General features: G+C 59.5%; 13 protein-coding genes. 4 read left to right on the plus strand and 9 right to left on the minus strand.

The window, feature by feature from the left end; all coding sequences use genetic code 11:
- Window positions 1–171: 171 nt before the first annotated feature.
- The 5 genes from AC3IUE_RS16875 to tpx all read right to left on the minus strand — a co-directional run bounded on the left by AC3IUE_RS16875 (window position 172) and on the right by tpx (window position 10114).
- Entirely contained in the window at window positions 172–1653 is a 1482-nt protein-coding gene (locus AC3IUE_RS16875) for an efflux transporter outer membrane subunit (protein WP_489263003.1), read from the minus strand.
- The gene (locus AC3IUE_RS16880) at window positions 1650–4757 is read right to left on the minus strand and encodes an efflux RND transporter permease subunit (protein ID WP_489263004.1); all 3108 of its coding nucleotides are present in this window, start codon (window positions 4755–4757) and stop codon (window positions 1650–1652) included. The genes AC3IUE_RS16875 and AC3IUE_RS16880 overlap by 4 nt, the downstream gene beginning before the upstream one ends.
- On the minus strand, window positions 4754–7858 hold the full coding sequence (locus AC3IUE_RS16885; RefSeq protein ID WP_489263005.1) for an MdtB/MuxB family multidrug efflux RND transporter permease subunit: 3105 nt from the start codon (window positions 7856–7858) through the stop codon (window positions 4754–4756). Before AC3IUE_RS16885 ends, AC3IUE_RS16880 begins: the two co-directional genes overlap by 4 nt.
- Window positions 7855–9171: an MdtA/MuxA family multidrug efflux RND transporter periplasmic adaptor subunit gene (locus tag AC3IUE_RS16890; RefSeq protein ID WP_489263006.1), complete on the minus strand. Its 1317-nt coding sequence runs from the start codon at window positions 9169–9171 to the stop codon at window positions 7855–7857. Before AC3IUE_RS16890 ends, AC3IUE_RS16885 begins: the two co-directional genes overlap by 4 nt.
- A 442-nt stretch (window positions 9172–9613) precedes the next feature.
- A complete protein-coding gene (gene tpx / locus AC3IUE_RS16895) occupies window positions 9614–10114 on the minus strand; it encodes a thiol peroxidase (protein WP_008150862.1) in 501 nt (166 codons plus the stop codon).
- 307 nt (window positions 10115–10421) lie between these two features.
- On the opposite strand from tpx, the gene AC3IUE_RS16900 reads away from it, so the two are divergent.
- Window positions 10422–10847, plus strand: a complete 426-nt coding sequence (locus tag AC3IUE_RS16900) for a YciI family protein (protein WP_489263007.1) — start codon at window positions 10422–10424, stop codon at window positions 10845–10847.
- A gap of 52 nt (window positions 10848–10899) precedes the next feature.
- Here the strand turns inward: AC3IUE_RS16900 and AC3IUE_RS16905 are convergent, their stop codons facing one another.
- The 4 genes from AC3IUE_RS16905 to AC3IUE_RS16920 form a co-directional block, all read right to left on the minus strand.
- Window positions 10900–11343 (minus strand): SRPBCC family protein, encoded by a 444-nt coding sequence (locus AC3IUE_RS16905; protein WP_489263008.1) that lies wholly within the window; start codon window positions 11341–11343, stop codon window positions 10900–10902.
- A 56-nt stretch (window positions 11344–11399) separates the two neighbouring features.
- Complete coding sequence (locus tag AC3IUE_RS16910; RefSeq protein ID WP_489263009.1) at window positions 11400–12923, minus strand: bacteriocin immunity protein; 1524 nt, start codon at window positions 12921–12923, stop codon at window positions 11400–11402.
- Window positions 12924–13020: 97 nt separating this feature from the next.
- Entirely contained in the window at window positions 13021–13296 is a 276-nt protein-coding gene (locus tag AC3IUE_RS16915) for a bacteriocin immunity protein (protein WP_489263010.1), read from the minus strand.
- The gene (locus tag AC3IUE_RS16920; protein WP_489263012.1) at window positions 13286–15862 is read right to left on the minus strand and encodes an S-type pyocin domain-containing protein; all 2577 of its coding nucleotides are present in this window, start codon (window positions 15860–15862) and stop codon (window positions 13286–13288) included. The genes AC3IUE_RS16915 and AC3IUE_RS16920 overlap by 11 nt, the downstream gene beginning before the upstream one ends.
- 369 nt (window positions 15863–16231) lie before the next feature.
- On the opposite strand from AC3IUE_RS16920, the gene AC3IUE_RS16925 reads away from it, so the two are divergent.
- The 3 genes from AC3IUE_RS16925 to AC3IUE_RS16935 are packed head-to-tail and all read left to right on the plus strand — an operon-like array spanning window position 16232 to window position 19916.
- On the plus strand, window positions 16232–17023 hold the full coding sequence (locus AC3IUE_RS16925) for a hypothetical protein (RefSeq protein WP_489263013.1): 792 nt from the start codon (window positions 16232–16234) through the stop codon (window positions 17021–17023).
- Window positions 17024–17033: 10 nt separating this feature from the next.
- Window positions 17034–18485, plus strand: coding sequence for a DUF1254 domain-containing protein (locus AC3IUE_RS16930; RefSeq protein ID WP_489263014.1), 1452 nt, complete (start codon window positions 17034–17036; stop codon window positions 18483–18485).
- Between the two features lie 27 nt (window positions 18486–18512).
- On the plus strand, window positions 18513–19916 hold the full coding sequence (locus tag AC3IUE_RS16935) for a DUF1254 domain-containing protein (protein ID WP_489263015.1): 1404 nt from the start codon (window positions 18513–18515) through the stop codon (window positions 19914–19916).
- The last annotated feature ends 1 nt before the right edge of the window (window position 19917 follow it).

Here is a 19917-nt window from a genome sequence, read left to right on the forward strand (position 1 = left end):
AGAACGCACTGACAAAATTAGCAAAGGGCCATCAAGCCGATGAAACGCTTGTTTGACACCTCGCGACGGCCGCGACCACCCGTAGCAGCTGCCGAGCCTGCGCAGCCGAACGCAGCCTCGCAGGCTCGACAGCTGCTACGGAGTATCGAGTTGCCGTCAGAGAGGGGGCGCCTACTCTTTTTCGCTCACTTGCAACGCCCCATCCCAGCCACCGCCCAGTGCCGCGATCAACTGCACACTGGCAATCAATCGGCTCTGCAACAGGCTCAGCACGCTGCGTTCGTTGTTCAACGCTGTGGCCTGAACGACCACCACGCCCAGATAAGCGATCACCCCTGCCTTGTACTGGTTCTGGGTCAGGCGCAAGGACTCTCGCGCCGCGTCCAGTGCTTCCTGGCGCACGCCTGCTTCGTCTTCCAGGACCTTGAGCTGTACCAGGTAGTTTTCCACTTCACGGAAGCCATCGAGCACGGTCTGGCGGTACTTGGCCACTGTTTCGTCGTAGGCCGCTTCGCTGCGGTCAACTTCCGCGGAGCGCTGACCGCCGTCGAACAAGGTCATGGCCAATTGCGGCCCGACCGACCAGAAGCGGTTCGGCACGCTGATCCAGTTGGCATAGGTGCTGCTGCTATAGCCACCGTTCAGACTCAGGGTGAAGTCCGGGTAAAAGGCCGCCTTGGCCACGCCGATGTTGGCATTGGCGGCCATCACCGAGCGTTCAGCGGAGGCGATGTCCGGGCGGCGCTCGAGCAATTGTGAAGGCAGGCTCAGCGGTATCTCGGGCAACGCAGGAATGTCTTTGCTGTCAGCCAGGCTGAACTCGGCCGGCGGTAGACCGATCAGTACGGCAATGGCATTCTCGAATTGAGCACGCTGCCAGATCAGATCAACCATGTCAGCCTGGGTGCTTTTGAGCTGAGTCTGAGCCTGCGCCACCGCGTCCTTGCCGGAGACACCGGCGCGGTACTGGTTTTCGGTCATTGTCAGCGAGCGCTGATAGGCCTCGACCGTCGCTTCCAGCAGGCGTTTCTGCTCGTCGATCACCCGCAATTGCAGATAGTTCTGCACCAGTTCCGACTGTTGGCTCAAGCGCATCGCCGCCAGATCGGCATAACTCGCCTCGGCGTTGGCGGTGTCGGCTTCAAGTCCTCGGCGCAACTTGCCCCAAACGTCGGCCTCCCAACTGACTCCGGCCTGTGCGGTGTAAGTGTCACGAATCCCGCTGGAAGAACTGGTCAAGCTCGAACTGCTGCTGCCGGTGCCCTGGCTGGAGCGGTTTTTCCCGACGGTCAGGTCCACGGTCGGAAAAAACGCGCCACGGGCACTGCGCACCAAGGCTTGTGCCTGACGGTACTGAGCTTCGGACTGCGCAACGGTCTGGTTGGCACTGTTGAGTTTTTCGATCAGGCCATTGAGCTGCTGATCGCCATACAACTCCCACCAGGCGCCACGGGCCAGGGAATCGCTGGGATTGGCCTGACGCCAGCCTGCCGCTTCCTTGTATTGCGCCGGCGCAGCCGCTTGCGGGCGCTGGTAATCCGGGCCGATGGCGCAGGCGCTGAGCATCGCCACGCACAGCGCCAGGCTCAACAAACGCGAGCCTCGGGCCGTAACCAGCGGTGCAGCCAGAGTGATAAGCGAACGGTCAGTCATAGCGGAGTTTCCAGAGCAGCATCGGTACGTACCCCACGCCAGTGGTTGAAGCGATGGCGCAGTTTGTCGAGATAGAGGTAAACCACCGGGGTGGTGTAAAGGGTCAGCACCTGGCTGAAGATCAGCCCGCCAATGATGGTCAGGCCCAGCGGCTGACGCATTTCCGCACCTTCGGCGCGGCTCAGCAGTAACGGCAATGCGCCGAGGATCGCCGCCAGGGTGGTCATCAGAATGGGCCGCAGACGTTGCAGGCAAGCGCTGCGAATCGATTCCAGCGGCGCCATGCCCTGATGCCGTTCCAGCTGCAAGGCCAGGTCGATCATCAGAATGGCGTTTTTCTTCACCACGCCGATCAGCAAGAACAGCCCGAGCAACGAGATCAGGCTGAACTCACCGCCCAACGCGTAAATCGACAGCAACGCGCCGACCCCGGCCGACGGTAAGGTCGAAAGAATGGTCAGCGGATGGATGTAGCTTTCATACAGCACACCGAGCACCAGATACACCGCCACCAGTGCGCCGAGAATCATCCACGGTTGGCTCTTCTGGGTCGCGGCGAAGGCGTCGGCGGTGCCGGCCATTTTCACGATCACGTCTTCCGGCATACCCAGTTTGGCGATAGCCCGCTCAATGGCCGCCGTGCCCTGCTCCACCGTCACGCCTTCGGCCATGTCGAAGGAAATGCTCTCGGAGGCGAACTGGCCTTCGTGGCTGACGCGGTCGTCTTCCAGACTGTTTTCGTAATGAGCAATGGTCGAGAGCGGAATCCGCGCACCGTCGGCGGTGATCACCTGAACCTGTTTGAGGGTGATCGGGTCCTGGGCATATTTGGGATTGACCTCCATGACCACCTGATACTGGTTAAGGCTGTCGTAAATCGTCGAAATCTGCCTCTGGCTGTAGGCGTTGTTCAGCACCGCGGTGACCATGTCCATGTCGACGCCCAGGCGTTTGGCCTGATCACGATCGACGATCAGGGTCACCTGTTGGGCGCCGCGCCCTTCACGGGCATCAATCGCGGTCAGCTCCGGCAAGGCCTTGAGCGCAGTCACGACTTTCGGGTACCACTCGCGCAACTCGCCAAGGTCGGCGCTTTGCAGGATGTAGGAATACTGCGACGTGGTTTGCTCACGACCGCCACCAAACTGCAGGTCCTGATCAGCCATCAGCATCAGCTGCGCACCGGCCACCTTGGGCATTTCCTTGCGCAGGCGTTCGATGACCTTTTGCGCAGAAATGTTGCGTTCCTTGATCGGTTTCAGCCGCACCAGCATGAAGGCGTTGTTGGTGCCGTTGGTGCCGCCGATGAAGCCGGCAACGCTTTGCACCGCGTCATCCTTGAGCACGGCACGGCGGAAGGTTTCCATTTTTGGCTGCATCACGCTGAACGACAGTCCGTCGTCGCCGCGCACAAAACCGATCAGTTGGCCGGTGTCCTGCTGAGGCAGAAATGTTTTAGGAACAACGATATACAGCGCAATGTTAACGCCGACTGTCACGATCAGGCTAAGCAAGGTCAACCGGCGGTGACGCAGCACCCAGTCGAGGCTGGTCGCGTATTTGCCGACCATCCACTCGTTGGCGCGCTGACTCCAGCGCTGCAAACGGTTTTCCTCTCCCGGCGTATGCGGCTTGAGCCAGCGGGCGCAGAGCATCGGGGTCAGCGTCAGCGAGACCACCAGCGACACCACGATGGACGCCGCCAACGTGATGGAAAACTCGCGAAACAGGCTTTCGACGATCCCGCCCATAAACAGGATCGACAGGAACACCGCCACCAGCGAGACGTTCATCGACAGCAAGGTGAAGCCGACTTCCTGCGCCCCGAGGTAAGCGGCCTTCATCGGCGGCACGCCTTTGTCGATGTGCCGGGAAATGTTCTCCAGCACCACAATGGCATCGTCCACCACCAGCCCGGTGGCCAGAATCAGCGCCATCAGCGACAGGTTGTTCAGGGAGAATCCGTAGAGGTACATCACCGCAAAGGTGCCGACCAGGGAAACAGGCACCGCAAGGGTCGGAATCAACGAGGCGCGGAAGTTACCGAGGAACAGGAATACCACCAGAATCACCAGTGCCACGGCAATCAGCAGGGTCATTTCCGCTTCGTGCAAGGTCGCCTTGATCACCGGCGACCGGTCCATCGCCACGTTCAGCTTCACGCTGGCCGGCAACACCGCCTGCAACGCCGGCAGTTGAGCCTTGATTGCGTTGACCGTCTCGATGATGTTGGCGCCGGCCTGGCGGTTGATCACCAGCAGTACCGCCGCGTCGTTGTTGAAGAAACCGCTGTTGTAGCGGTCTTCGACGCCGTCGCTGACCTTGGCCACATCCTTCAGGCGCAGGGCCGCGCCGTCCGCGTAGTGAATGATCAGCGACTCGTAATCCTTGGCTTTTTCCAGTTGATCGTTGGCCTGAACCTGCCACAGCCGCTGGCTATCTTCGACCGACCCTTTTGGCCTGCGCACGTTGGCGTTGGCGATGGTGTTGCGCACATCGTCCAGCGCCACGCCGTATTGGTTGAGCGCCTGCGGTTCGAGTTCGATGCGCACCGCCGGCAGGGAACTGCCGCCGATCTGCACTTCGCCGACACCCTGCACCTGAGACACGCTCTGGGACAGAATCGTCGAGGCCAAATCGTAGAGCTGGCCTTTTTCCAGCACGTCGGAGGTCAGCGACAGCACCATGACCGGCGCCTGGGACGGGTTGACCTTCTTGTAGGTCGGCATGCTGCGCATCCCGCTCGGCAGCAGGTTGCGCGAGGCGTTGATTGCCGCTTGGACTTCTCGCGCCGCGCCGTTGATGTCGCGGTCCAGGTCGAACTGCAAAATCACCCGGGTCGAGCCCTGGCTGGAGCGGCTGCTCATGGTGTTGACCCCGGCGATGGCGCCGAAGGAGCGTTCCAGTGGCGTGGCCACCGTCGAGGCCATGACCTCAGGGCTGGCACCGGCCAGATTCGCCTGGACCACGATCACCGGGAAGTCCATCTGCGGCAGCGGCGCCACCGGCAACAGGCCGAAGCTCACGCCGCCCAGCAGCATGATCGCCAGGCTCAGCAACATCGTCGCGACCGGGCGCTTGATGAAAGGTCCGGACAGGTTCATGGCTGTTCTGCCGCTTCCACGGCTTCAGGCTTGCGACCCCAGCGCCGACCGAGGCGGTCGAAGTACAGGTAGATGACCGGCGTGGTAAACAGCGTCAGCACCTGACTCACCAACAAGCCACCCACCATCACCAGACCCAACGGTTGACGCAGTTCCGCGCCGGAACCGGTCGCCAGCATCAGCGGCACCGCGCCGAACAACGCGGCCAGTGTGGTCATCAGAATCGGCCGGAAACGCAGCAGCGCCGCCTGATAGATCGCCGTTTCCGGGTCCATGCCCTGATTGCGCTCGGCGTCGAGGGCGAAGTCGATCATCATGATCGCGTTCTTTTTCACGATACCGATCAACAAAATGATGCCGATGATCGCGATCATGCCCAGATCATTCCCGCTCAACAGCAGCGCCAGCAAGGCGCCGACCGCCGCCGAGGGCAAGGTCGAGAGAATGGTGATCGGATGGATGTAGCTCTCGTACAGCACACCGAGCACGATGTACATGGTCACCACCGCCGCCAGAATCAGCAGCAAGGTACTCGACAGCGAGGCCTGGAATGCCTCGGCCGCGCCCTGGAACTGGGTCTGCACGCCAATCGGCATGCCGATGTCCTTCTGCACCTGGTCGATGATCTCCACCGCATGCCCCAGCGCCACGCCGGGTGCGAGGTTGAAGGACATCATCACTGCCGGGAACTGACCGATATGAGTGATCGCCAGTTGCGCCTGACGCTCCTCGATGTGCGCCAGACTGGACAGGCGCACTTGCCCGCCGTCGGTGGTTTTCACGTGAATCTGGTTCAGCGCATCCGGGCCGATCTTCTCGCCGGCCTGCGATTGCAGCACCACGCGGTATTGGCTGGCCTGGGTGTAGATGGTGGAAATCTGCCGCTGACCGAAGGCGTCGTACAGCGCATCGGTGATGTTCGACACCGACACACCAACCCGGGACGCTGCATCACGGTCAATCACCAGATAGACCTGCAAGCCCTTGTCCTGCAAATCGCTGGCGACATCGGTCAGCTCCGGCCGTTGGGCCAGAGCTTCCACCAGGCGACTGCTCCACAGACTCAGCAGCTCGGAATCCGGCGACGACATGCTGAACTGGTATTGAGTCCGGCTGACGCGGTCTTCGATGGTCAGGTCCTGCACCGGTTGCATGAACAGGCGAATGCCAATGAGCTTGTCGAGTTCCGGTTGCAGGCGTGCAATCACCTCGGTGGCGCTCAGGTCGCGATTGCTGTGGGATTTGAGGTTGATCAGCAGACGACCGCTGTTCAGCGTCGAGTTGTCACCGTCGACGCCGATGTAGGACGACAGGCTCTCCACCGCCGGATCCGCCAGGATCACTTTGGCCAGTTCCTGTTGACGTTCACTCATGGCTGCAAAGGAAATCGACTGCGGCGCCTCGGAAATACCCTGGATCACCCCGGTGTCCTGCACCGGGAAAAAGCCCTTGGGCACCACCATGTAGAGGAACACCGTCAACGCCAGCGTGCCGATGGCCACCATCAGGGTCAGCGGCTGATGCTTGAGAACCCACTTTAACTTGCGCCCGTAAGCCGCGATCATCCAATCAATTGTGGCGCCGCTGGCCCGATAGAAACGGCCCTGTTCTTCTTCCTTCGGCTCACGCTTGAGCAACCGCGCGCACATCATTGGCGTCAGGGTCAGAGAGACGACAAGGGAGATCAGGATCGCCACCGCCAGGGTGATGGCAAATTCGCGGAACAAGCGCCCTACCACGTCGGCCATGAACAGCAACGGAATCAGTACGGCGATCAGCGACAGGGTCAGAGAGATCAGCGTGAAGCCAATCTGCTTGGCGCCCTTGAGCGCCGCATTCAGGGGGCTGTCGCCCTCTTCGATAAATCGGGAAATGTTCTCCAGCATGACGATCGCATCGTCCACCACGAAACCGGTGGCGATGGTCAGTGCCATCAGGGTCAGGTTGTTGACCGAGAAACCCGCGAGGTACATCACGCCGAAGGTGCCGATCAGCGACAGTGGGACCGCGACCGACGGAATGATCGTGGCGCTGGCCCGACGCAGGAACAGGAAGGTCACCATCACGACCAGCGCAATGGCGATCAACAATTCGTGTTGCACGTCGGTGACCGAGGCGCGGATGGTCTGGGTGCGGTCGGTCAGCACGGTGACTTCGAGACCGGCCGGCAGGTTGTCGGTGATGCTCGGCAGCAGGGCTTTGATCCGGTCGACCACTTCGATGACGTTGGCGCCAGGCTGACGCTGGATGTTCAGCAGCACGGCCTGATTTTCGTTGGCCCACGCCGCCAGGCGTTCGTTTTCCGCGCCATCGACGATCTCTGCCACGTCCTTCAACCGCAACGGCGCGCCGTTGGCGTAGGCCAGAATCAGGTTGGCGTAGTCCTTGGGCGAGGTCAGTTGATCGTTTGCATCGAGCATCGACACCCGGGTCGGGCCGTCGAAGTTGCCCTTGGGCTGGTTGACGTTGGACGCACCGATCAAGGTGCGTACGTCAGACAGGTTCAAGCCATTGGCCGCCAGCGCCTCGGGGTTGACCTTGATCCGCACGGCCTGACGCTGGCCACCGGCAATGCTGACCATGCCGACGCCGCTGATCTGGGCAATTTTCTGTGCCATGCGCGTGTCGACCAAATCATTGAGCTTGGGCAGCAGCATGGTCTTGGACGTAATGGCCAGGGTCAGCACCGGGGTGTCCGCCGGGTTGACCTTGTTGTACACCGGCGGCGCCGGCAGGTCCTTGGGCAGCAAATTGGTCGCAGCGTTGATCGCCGCCTGCACCTGCTGCTCGGCGACGTCCATGTTGATGTCGAGGCTGAAGCGCAGGGTCAGCACCGAAGCGCCGCCGGAACTGGTCGACGCCATCTGGGTCAGGCCGGGCATCTGCCCGAATTGACGCTCAAGGGGCGCGGTCACGGCGCTGGTCATGACATCCGGGCTGGCGCCGGGGTACAGCGTCATGACGCGGATGGTCGGGTAATCGACCTGAGGCAATGCCGACACCGGCAACAGCCGATAGGCGATCACGCCGGCCAGGATAATGGCCAGCATGCTCAGGGTCGTGGCGACCGGGCGAAGGATGAACAGCCGCGAGATGTTCATGCGCCGCCCTTTTTCGCCTTGTCGGTGGTCGTCGCGTCAGGCGCCGTGGTGGCCGATTTGCCTTGCAGGTGCCCGGTCGGGGTGGTCGGTACATCCTGGGTGTCGTTGACCACTTCCACTTCGCTGCCTTCCTTCAAGCGGTCGGTGCCTTCAAGGACCACGCGATCCCCAGGGGCCAGGCCTTCTGTAATCACGGTGTTTTCACCGTCACTGGCGCCGACTTTCAACTGACGAATCGCGACTTTCTTGTCGCCGTCCAACGCGTAGACAAACGTACCGTTGGTGCCGAACTGAATCGCTGCCGAAGGTGCGAGCACCACGTCTTTGAGGGTGTCGGCCAGCAGGTGGACGTTGACGAACTGGTTCGGGAACAGCGCCTGATCGCGGTTCTCATACCGAGCCTTGAATTTCAGGGTGCCGGTGGTGACGTCGATCTGGTTGTCCAGGCTCTGCAAGACGCCAGTGGCCTGCAACTTGGTGTCGCCACGGTCCCAGGCTTCGGCAGGCAGTTTGGCGCCAGTGCGATAACGGGCCAGCACGGTCTCCAGGCTGTTTTCCGGCAAGGTGAAGGCCACGCTGATCGGCTGGGTCTGGGTGATGATCACCAGCGCGGTGGTGTCGTTGGCTGCCACCAGGTTGCCGACATCCAGCTGACGCAAGCCCACACGCCCGGCAATCGGGGCGCGAATCTTGGTGAATTCCAGATTGAGCTTGGCGTCGTTGACCGCAGCCTGATTGGTTTTGACCGTCCCCTGATACTGGCCCACCAGCGCTTCGGCGGTGTCCAGGGTCTGCTTGGCGATACTGTCTTCGCGATACAGGCCGCGATAGCGTTCCACATCGACCTGGGCGTTTTTCAGTTGTGCCTGGTTCTGCAGCAGCGTGCCTTCGGCCTGAAGCAAGGCGTTCTGGTAAGGACGCGGGTCGATTTCAGCCAGCAGATCGCCCGCCTTGACCATCTGCCCTTCCTCGAAGGAGATCTTCATCAGCTCACCGCCGACGCGGCTGCGCACATTAATGGTGTTCAGCGCCGTCACGGTGCCCAACGCCTTGTAGTACAGCGGGAAGTCGCCCTTGACCGCTGGCGCGACACGCACTGGAACCGGTCCGGTCGCCCCGCCGAAACCGGGACGCATCCCCCCCGACCTGCCGGTGTGCCCGGCAACGGCTTTTTGCCCTGCGCCCTCTTTTTGGGCAGTGCCGGCGGGCCAGAATTTCCAGCACAGGCCAGCGATGACCAACAGGACAAGCAGGCCAAACAGCCAGCGACGGGGACTACGGGAAACGGAGGATTGCATGGAATGATCAACCATTGGGCGCGTGGGCTTCTTCTACAGGAGGCTGAACGATAAGCACTGGCGGGCATTAAGCAAAGCGGCTTTACCGGCAATTTACCTTCGGCTTACGTTACAGGAGATGTATCTAAGACACTGAAGCACAAATGAAAACGGCCTGGACAGAGGGGGCGTTCTCACTGAATTACCCCGCCGCGCCGTGTCTGCTGTTGTGCAGGGCAAGGCGCGAGAAGCGTGATTTGGTCATTCCAAATAAGCTTCGAGCAACGCAGCCCTGCACAACAGCAGACACGGCCCTTCGGGTTGTGCCTTAAAGCGGGCCAGCCTGCGTTGCAGGCCTTGGGAAGGGAACAACCATTACCAGCGGCCTGCGCCTTGCCTGGCCCGCTTTAAGGCGACAACGCGGCGGGGAAATTCAGTGAGAACGCCCCCTAGGCCGTTAACAATTGTAAAAGCGCGCTTATTTCAGAACAGCAAGTGCCGCTTCGTAGTTTGGTTCTTCAGCGATTTCCTTGACCAGTTCGCTGTGCAGAACGTTGTCGTTTTCGTCCAGAACCACGACGGCACGGGCCGTCAGGCCTTTGAGCGGGCCGTCAGCGATGGCAACGCCGTAGTTCTCGATGAACTCGGCACCGCGCAGGGTCGACAGGTTCTGTACGTTTTCCAGGCCTTCGGCGCCGCAGAAGCGCGCTTGAGCGAACGGCAGGTCAGCGGAGATGCACAGCACGACAGTGTTGGCGACATCACTGGCCTGGGCGTTGAACTTGCGAACCGAAGTGGCGCAGGTCGGGGTATCGACGCTTGGGAAGATGTTCAGCACTTTGCGCTTGCCGGCGAAGCTCGCCAGGGTCACGTCGGACAGATTGCCGGCAACCAGGGAAAAGGCTGGCGCCTTGGAACCGGCTTGTGGCAGTTGGCCGTTGACTTGAACCGGGGAGCCTTTAAGAGTGACTTGAGCCATGAACGGAGTCCTTCTGAACGTTGTTGTAGAGAATTTTGAAGAGGCCGAAGTTAACCACGAAATGGCCCGACGACCTATGCCCAGATACAAATTGTGATGTGTCGCCCCCTAAATTGGATACAACTCTGACAATCAACACAAAACCTGTGGGAGCGAGCTTGCTCGCTCCCACAGGGGTCGGTGTACAGCGTACCGCCCTCGCCGGCCGCAACCCGGTGTTCATGACGAAAGGCAGTCAGCATTGTCGATTCAGGCGACGGCCATTCGACTAGCCTGTGAATCACTCACATCCAGCGGAGATAAGACCATGCGATTCATGATCATTGTGAAAGCCAGCCAGGATTCCGAGGCCGGTGTGATGCCCAGCGAGGAACTGATGACCGCGATGGGCAACTACAACGAGGAGCTGGTCAAAGCCGGCATCCTCATTGAATGCGATGGCCTGCAACCCAGCAGCAAAGGCGCCCGTGTGCGTTTCTCGGGTGACCAGCGCACGGTGATCGACGGCCCGTTCGCCGAAACCAAGGAGCTGATCGCCGGCTACTGGATATGGCAGGTGAAGTCGAAACAGGAAGCGATCGAGTGGGTCAAGCGCTGCCCCAACCCGATGCCAGGCACCGATGCCGAAATCGAGATTCGCCAGGTGTTCGAGGCCGAAGATTTCGGGGCCGAATTCACACCGCAATTGCGGGAGCAGGAAGAGCGTGTGCGTGCGCAGGCGAAGAAACGCTGAGGCACTGTGGGAGCGAGCGTGCTCGCTCCCACAGGACTGCATACAGGCGCCTTTAACCGAGCAAGCGCAGCATATTGCGATGCCGAGCCTGGAAGATTCGACGCATATAGGCATTAACCATCAGCCATTCCAAAGGTGCACCGCCAATCGCCGCATAAGTCACCCGGTCGGTGTACAGCGTACCGCCCTCGCTGGCCGCAACCCGGTGTTCATGACGGAAGGCCGCCATCGGCCCTTTGAGCATTTCGTCGATGAAATGATGGTCGCCCACCTCGCGTATCACCACCGTCCAGTTCGCCGGAATGCAATTGAACATCCAGTGCCGAAAGCGGAACTGTCGGCCGGCTTCGATGCGCAGGTTACTCAAGTCGATATCGCTCAGCAGCGAGACTCGCTCGGGGAAGATCTTCGGGAAGTTGAGGCCCTCCAGACAGAAGTCGAGGACAAGTTCGGGTGTTCGATTGGGAATCAGCGTGGTGAGTTCCAGTACAGGCATAGAGAGCGACATTCCTTTGTTTGTCTGGTGGCAACCGGTTGCTTCCGACGTCGGGTCTAAGGCCTTGCTTCAGCAATTGTCGTATCAGGATATTCGCGCCGATCTCTGAACATGACGTACACCGGGTCCAGTCCTGCCTCGATGGGGAAGACAACGATGTAGTCGTCGAACCGGACATCTCCCACCGAAGTTTCAAGTACCGGCACCGGTGACGATCGAACGAAACCCAAACGACGCGATGGGGCCGGGGCCACGGGAGGGCTAGCTTCCAGAGTGGCCGGGGCAGACCAGTCAACAGTGATCGGTGCGGCGTCATCAGCCGTAAAACTGAAAGTATTCAGTCGCTCATTATGTTGTGCTGCTCTGACCCGAACCCCGGATGCCGGATGACTGCCTTTGGACGGTGTGATGTGAACCTGTGACAGCGTTTTGATTTCGCGTAACCCCTGGAACATCGTTCTGGGTTTGGCCGGGACCACAGCGGTGCTCATCCTGTAAGGAACGTCGACCTCAGCCCTGCTCGCCGCCAGACTTTGCCAATCCTGACCTTCGATGGGTAGAAGCTCAGCCAGGGGAACGCTGAGACCGTAAACCTGCCTATCTACGCGGCTGGAAAACTCAAAGTGCAACACCGCAGCGCGTTGGATCTCATCGGCAGGTTCGCCTGACGTGTTCTGCCAGGTAAATTCCGCAACGGCTGAGCGAATGGCTTTTTGCAAATCTATCTGTTGTGACCCCAACAATGCCGATGGCCCACCCTCCAGCAAAACATCAGGACGTTTATCGGCAAAAGCCAATGATGTGGTGATCGCGCAGGCAGCCTGAGTCGGACCGGTCCCTGCCAGATGGCGTGAGCGAATCAATCGTTCCTGCGCCGCTATCAACAGCACTTCGGCCTGATCATGCAGAGCACGATGGCGCTGGGTCATGCCGCCCAATCGCGCAATGTACCCGTCGTGTGTTGAGTTGATCAGTTGCACGATGCTCTGCAACAGCGCTTGCTCGGACCGGGCATAGGTCAGGTTGCGCTGAGCATCGCGTTTGGCGAACTCAACACGCATTTTCCAGAATTCCAACTTTCTGATTGCTATACCCGTTTCATACTGGGCAAGTTCCAGAGTCCGGCTGTTTGTTTCCTGCTCAGGGATACCCAGGTGGACATTCTGCTGACTGCGCAAGTGCTGGAGACCCTGCTCGAAAAGGCCGAACGCCGTTTCGACAGCCCGTTCCGACGCGGCCACGCCTGCGGCGATCCTTTGTACCTCGGCCAGGTTCCGGGCGACCGGGCTTAGCTGTACCGGTGGAGTCGATACGGAAACATTCTCTTCCTTAAACGCCGCCATACCCCGTTTGCGGTACCAGTCCCTGACGGTATACACAACCGATTCAGGGCTATTCAAATTGACTTTGTCGTCAGGGTAAAACAATAAATCCGCGCCACTGGGATGGCCAACGATCCGGTCGAAATGATTGATCAGCCGGTCATGATCCCGCTTGGGTAAATCAACGGCCCAAATCTTGTTGACCAACGCCTGGAATTCCGACTCGGTGTAATCCTTGAGAGTTGCTTTAAGTTCCATCTTTGGTTCTTCCTTGTGTCTCTTGGGCAAACGTCCGAAGACAATGGCATCTGCTCATTTCGTTATGAACAGATGCCAGTTAGTCATTGTGGGCAAGTCACTCGGGTTTGAAGCCAGGTTTGTTATTGGCTTCCCGCCACTTTTTGACTTCTTTCAGAATCCCTTCGGGACTGTCCTCCTGACCCTCCTTGGGATAGAAAATGACGTCTGATCGATCTGGGTGTTCGGTGAGCGATTCAAAATGATCAAGAAGCTTATCCCTATAATCCTCCAGTGCCCGCCCTCGCAGACCGCTCGTCTGGTGGAAAAACTCCCCTAAAAATGACAAAAACTCCGCCTCTGTGTAGTCCTCTAACCTCTCTTTAAAGATCATGACCGTCTCTCCTTTTGTGAAGTTGAATATGACGTTTAGGGGTCATCACCAATATGTTGTCCATGCCGTAGACATCTCCACCTTTTGAAATTTCAACTTCGTGGTGAAGTTCAAAAGTCTTGCGTCCCCCGACTTGATCCACAAGTGCCGGGTAAGGAGCAGACCCATCTCGCATTCTGTCCAGATTGCTTCCACTAAACTGCCGACTCAACTCTGCATCCGACGCAACAGCCTTCCAAAACGCCTCCCTGAATCCATGAAAATTCCTGAATTCCCTCCATCGCAACTGATCCGCAATGTGCGAAGGAATGGGTGCACCCACTCCCCTTGCGTCATCCCCGAGCCAAACTTTCGAAGTATCAGCCCCCCAACCTGTCGCAGTCCCCGGATCATCTCGCCGATCAAGAAACAGAACATCCGGCGAAGGCAATTCCATATCCGCCGGATACCCAGGAATACTGGCACCAATCTGCCCTTCGTCAACAGCCGGAAACGTCTCGTTTTGCGGTAGGACCGGGATGACCGGTGCTCCGGGATAAACCGTTGGGATCGAGGGTGTGATCGGCGAGCTCGTTGGCCCGAGGAGTTCGATGCCTGGTGGAACCAAAGGCGTCCAGGTACCGCCACCAATCGGCCGAATCGGCCAAGGGATAACCGCCGGCACAATCCCCGGCCGACCTTGGGTGCTTTGCGGTGTGGTGATGCTTATTTTGTCGAGGTTGAAGGGGTTCGCGCCGAGCTCAACCCGCTCCTGATAACGCAGTTCGAACTCACGCCGTACACCGATCCAGGTGCTTTTCGGCGCATAGGGCGCGAAGCCTTGTTCTATGCGCTTTTTGTTCACTTCATCGAATTCGTCGACAAGCGCTGGGTGTTCGCCGACCGTTTGCCAAAGTGCTCTATCGAAGGCACCTAACGAGCTCATTTCCCGACCTCGGAACTGGTCGCCGATCTGCACAGGAATGGCCGCACCCTGTGGTTGACTTGCGGCTTTCCACCAATCATACGTAGCAGGTTGACCGGCCCCGGTGACGATGCCTGCGCCCAAGGGCGGCAGGTTGAACGACATGTAGATCGGCGGCAGGCCCGGCACGCAAACGATGCAATCTTGAAAACGCAGGTCGACACCTGCCGGGATGTCCTGGATCTGCGGTGTCATAACCGCCAGACCGGCCTGACCCGAAGTGGCGACTTGAGGTGCGGATTCGGGTGTGAACTGCAGGAGTCTTGGCGGTGAACCTGGAACCTCGGCGCTGTAGACACCGGTCAGCGGGTCAAGTACGGCATTGATGACCGGTACACGAGCGTCTACCTCCCCACCGGTGCCTGTGACGATAATCGCCGTACCTTCCGGCACAGCTTCGGGTTTGAGCCGGTACGCCACCTCCGCCGAACCGCCCGCATCTGCGATTGACTGCAGCGCCCGACTGTCAGTAAAGCCCAGCGCTTGGGCCGGAACGCCAATGCCCTGCAACAAACGCCCGCGCTGTTCCGCTGTCAACTCGCCATTGCCAAGGGTTGGCGAATAAAACATTGCAGTGACAAATACTGGCCCTGTCCTGACTACGATGCGTCCGGCATCGATGAGGGTATCGATGGCCGCCCGGACAGCCCTTTCAAGTGCAGCGGCGACGTCTTGCGCAACCAACACACTTTCTCGAGTCAGAAACATTCCGCCGCCAGCGGCCACCGACGTTACCGGCGCCGTCAGCGTGTTGGCCTGCCTGACCCGTTCAACCCGCGCATCTTCATCGACTTGCTGCTTGAACCGGACTCGCGCTTCGCGCTGCTCGGCGAACTGTCGCTGAGCCTCCCAGACGGCCTCCCGCTCACGCCAGACAATGGTCTGCTCGACGTGGTGTCTGGCCAGTGCATTGGATTTACCCGAAAGGGTGATTATCTGTGTCGATAGCAGTCGAGCTTCGTGGGCCGCGTTGTAGGCGTTTTCCCAAATAGGGTGGCCGTCATTGAGCGCCGCGCCGAACTGCTCCAGTCGGGCCTGGTAATCGTGCGAAGTGCGGGTGAGTGGATCGTGCCCATCGAATGATCGGGCAACCGTGTTCTTTGCGTTCAGTTCTGCGGTTTTGCGGGCAATCAGCCCATCGATTTCGCTTTTTTGTTTAGTGATGAGATAAAGCTGCCAGCGTTCGCTCGATTGGTTATCGGGCGCTCGTCGCGCTGCCAGGACTTCCTGCTCCAGGGTGGGCGCAAGTTGCACGGTCCGGGCTGCAAAACGTTGGTCTACCTCAACTCTTACGGCGGCATGACGCTGCGCCAGCGCCGCGAGTTGTTGATGCCGGGCCTGCACGCGGGCCTGCTCCTGCGCTTGTGCAGCGCTGGCCTGCGCCTGAGCCGCTGCTTGCGCACTTGCTTGTTCCTTTGCCTTACGATCCGCCTCTATAGCTCGCTTTCGGGCTTTTCGCTTTCCCTTGCTGGTTTTACCAAAGCCGCCTGAAACCCCGCCGCCGCCACCGAAACCGCCGCCCGAACCACCACTCGAAGCGGGCGGTCCCGACCTGATGACAACGCTCCCTGATGATCCATCGTTCAATGTGTTTTGTGCCATACAGTCACTCCTTGTCTGTAGGGCACAGCATGTCGACGGGGCGGTGGTCAGGTGCGGTACATAGTTATATGGGGTGGATTTATATCGAGCGGCTTTGCCACCTAACGGGGCGATGCGGCGTTCCGACAAGCTCCCTCACCACATCAACAGTCCATCGATCTCAACCCCGCTTCGCATTAACTTTTTAGTACACACAAATCCCCACAAGCGTGTACAAAAAAACCAAATGTTCCCCCCTTCGACTGGCGAACCCCGAGTTAGCTGCTAGCGTCAACAGACGTGTCCTACAGGCTTGATAGGAAAGAGATTTCGCAGCAACGGCCGCCAAGTGCCTAGTCGTCCAATGAGCCACGAAGGAACGGGGGATTCATGTCGAACAATGCGGGAGCACACGCCTTTCTATTGGCGGCCTTAATGGCGTCTGCCGTTTATGCCCACGCGGATAACGCCGATACGGCCAACAAAAGTAACAACCCGCTGAACCTGGCGCCCGGTGCCAACCTTCAGGATTACTACACACCCAAGCTTTACGACACCAATGCCCACACCAACGACGTCCTGATGCGCGGCACGTTGCCCATTGCACCCAACGACTTCATTGGTGTGCCGCAATTGCTGCGCGCCACCGTGCCGATCAGTACTCGCCCCGATCCAAACGGCGGCTACAGCACCGGTGAAGGTGATCTGAACATTTTCGACATCTTCTTGCTCAAGACTGATGGTGTGCAGCTGGGCATCGGTCCACTGATCACCGCCCCCACCGCCGATCAGGACGAACTGGGCACCGGCAAATGGCAGGCCGGCCTGGCGGCCGTTGCGATTGATTCATCGCCGCGCGGCCTGCTCGGCGCATTGGTGCAATACCAGAGTTCGTTCGCCGGCGACCATGATCGCGCCCACGTCGAAACCGCCACGATGCAGCCCTTCATCATTCATAACCTGGCCAAAGGTTGGTATTTGCGTTCGACCGGCACCTGGACGTTCGACCTGAAAAACGACACCCATTACATCCCCATCGGGTTCGGCGGCGGCAAGGTCTGGAAATCCGCGACGAATATTCTCAACGTATTCGTCGAACCTCAGTGGACCGTGGAACGCAAAGGCGATGGCTTGCCTCAGTTCACGCTGTACACCGGGATCAACGTCACGTTTGGCAAATAAGGACTTTTCTATGCACGGTGCAATTCGCGCAGCCGGTTTCAGCCTGATGACGATGTTCGTCAGTTGCGGTGTCGGCGCCCAGGAGCTGGATACGCGGATCGGCAAGGTCGCGATGGAAGGCGAACTGCCGGCCCATGAATCGATTGCCGAACTCTACGCCGAACTGGATTTCCAACAGGCGACTCAGAGTTACCTGTGGGCCTTGCCGCTGGTGTCCTACGCGCAATGGCAGGAAGAGTTTCGCGACAAACTCGGCGCTCACAGCGACGACCTGATGGTGCTCAACAGCTACGAAGACAAACTGGGCGTGATCACCGCCAACGCCACCACGCCGTACATCCTCGGTTTCGTTGACCTGAATGAAACCGGCCCGTTGGTGATCGAACTACCGCCCGGCCCGACGGCGGGCGGTGTGGGTGATTTCTGGCAACGCGCAATCATCGACATGGGCCAGACCGGCCCGGACAAAGGCAAGGGCGGCAAGTATCTGGTACTGCCACCGGGTGCCGAGCCACCGGCCGACGCCGGCAAGTATTACCTCGCCAAGTCGGAAACGATGAACGTGCTGGTGGGTTTTCGCGTCCTCGATCCGGACCCGGCCAAGGGCAAGGCGCTGGTCGAACAATTCAAGATGTACCCGTATGCCAAACGCGCCGAACCGGGTAAGACTCAACTGCTCTCCCCCGGCGGCAAGGCCTGGTCCGGCACTCAGCCACGTGGCCTGGCGTATTGGCAACGCTTGCACCAGATCATCCAGAAAGAGCCGGTCAACGAACGTGACCGTTTCTACATGGCCATGCTGGCCAGCCTGGGTATCGAAAAAGACAAACCCTTCAACCCCAACGACAACCAACGCAAGGCGCTGGAACAAGGTGCGCAAGTCGGCGAGCTGATCGCCAAGGCCAACACCTTCGCCAAGCGTTTTCCAGACGCCCAGTACTGGAAAGACCGGCAATGGGACACCGTGCTGAACATCGCCGAGCCGTCGCAGCGCGTGGCTTATTACGACCAATTGTGGGAACGCAGTGCCTGGTTCTACGAAGCGGTGACCAACACCAAGGGCATGGTTTCCAAGACACCGGGCCTGGGCCAGACCTACCTCGGCGCCTACACCGACGCCAAGGGCCACTGGCTCGACGGCGGCAAAAGTTATCGCCTGCACGTCGGCGCCAACCCACCGGCCAAGCAGTTCTGGTCGATGACCGTCTACGACATCGACAGCCGCTGCCTGATCGACAACCCGCAGCGCAAGGCCGATCTGTCGTCCCGTCAGGATCTGAAAAAGAACCCCGACGGCTCGGTGGACCTGTACTTCGGCCCGACCGCGCCCAAAGATTTCGAGAACAACTGGGTGCAAACCGTGCCGGGCAAACACTGGTTCAGCTATTTCCGCCTGTACGCGCCTACCGAAGCCTACTTCGATAAAAGCTGGAAACTCGACGACATCACGGCCGTGGAATGACGCCCAAGCGTTTTATAAGGAAGTTTTATGAATAACCGCATGCTGCTCACCGCACTCTCGCTCACCCTGAGCACCAGCGCCTGGGCCGACTTCACCGCCACCCCGGAAGAAGCCCGGGGCATCGCCAAGGAAGCCTATTTGTACGGCTTCCCGGTGGTAGAAATGTACAAGACCCTCTACACCCAGGCAGTGGACAAGAAGAGCCCGAACTTCAAGGCGCCGTTCAACCAGATCGGCAACACCGCCAAGGCGTTTACCGCCAAAGACACCGCCTTCGTCACCCCGAACGCCGACACGCCCTACTCCTTCATCTGGATGGACCTGCGCGCCGAACCGCTGGTGCTGACCCTGCCGGCCATCGAAGAACACCGTTACTACTCGGTGCAACTGATCGACGCCTACACGCAGAACTTTGCGTACCTGGGCACCCGCAGCACGGGCAACAATGGCGGGCATTTCATGATTGCCGGGCCGAACTGGCAAGGCCAGCAACCGGTGGAAATGGATCGGCTGCTGCGCAGTGAAAGCAACATCGCCTACGCGCTGTATCGCACGCAGTTGTTCGATGAAAAGGACTTGGGCAAGGTCAAGGAGATCCAGAAGGGTTACAAGGTCGAGACGCTCAGCCACTACGTCAAACAAAAAGCCCCGCCCGCCGCGCCGAAGATCGACTGGCCGAAACCCACGCCGACCATGAGCGATACGCCCGACCTGTTCCGCTACCTGAACTTCATGCTGTCTTTCGCCCCGCCCCAGGACGTGGAAAAAGACCTGCTCGCACGCTTTGCCAAAATCGGTATTGAAGCCGGCAAGCCTTTCAAACTGGGCGCGCTCACGCCTGAGCAGCGCAAGGCGCTGGAGGAAGGTATCAGCGATGCCAAAGCCGAGTTTGCCCAATTCAAAAAAGACAGGGTCGACACCCACCAGGTCACCAGCGGTGACATCTTCGGCACTCGCGATCACCTGAACGGCAACTACCTGTACCGCTACGCCGGCGCCAACATGGGGATCTTCGGCAACTCCGCCGAAGAGGCGAATTACATCGGCTATTTCGTCGACAAGGACGGCCAGCCGGTCGACGCCTCGAAACACGATTACACCCTGCATTTCGACAAGGGCGCCCTGCCCCCGGCCGATGCGTTCTGGTCGCTGACGATGTACGACGGCAAGAACAAATTGCTGGTGGCCAACCCGTTGAATCGTTACCTGATCAACTCGCGGATGTTGCCGGATCTCAAGCTCGACGCCGACGGTGGGCTGACCCTTTTTGTGCAGCACAAGGCACCGGCCAAAGACTTGCAAAGCAATTGGCTGCCGGCGCCGAACGGTCCGTTTTACGGCGTGTTGCGCTTGTACCTGCCGAAACCGGAAGTCACCAGTGGCGAATGGAAAATGCCGCTGCTGACCCCCGTCAATCAACCCAAACAATAAC

Source organism: Pseudomonas sp. GL_093, assembly GCF_057837605.1.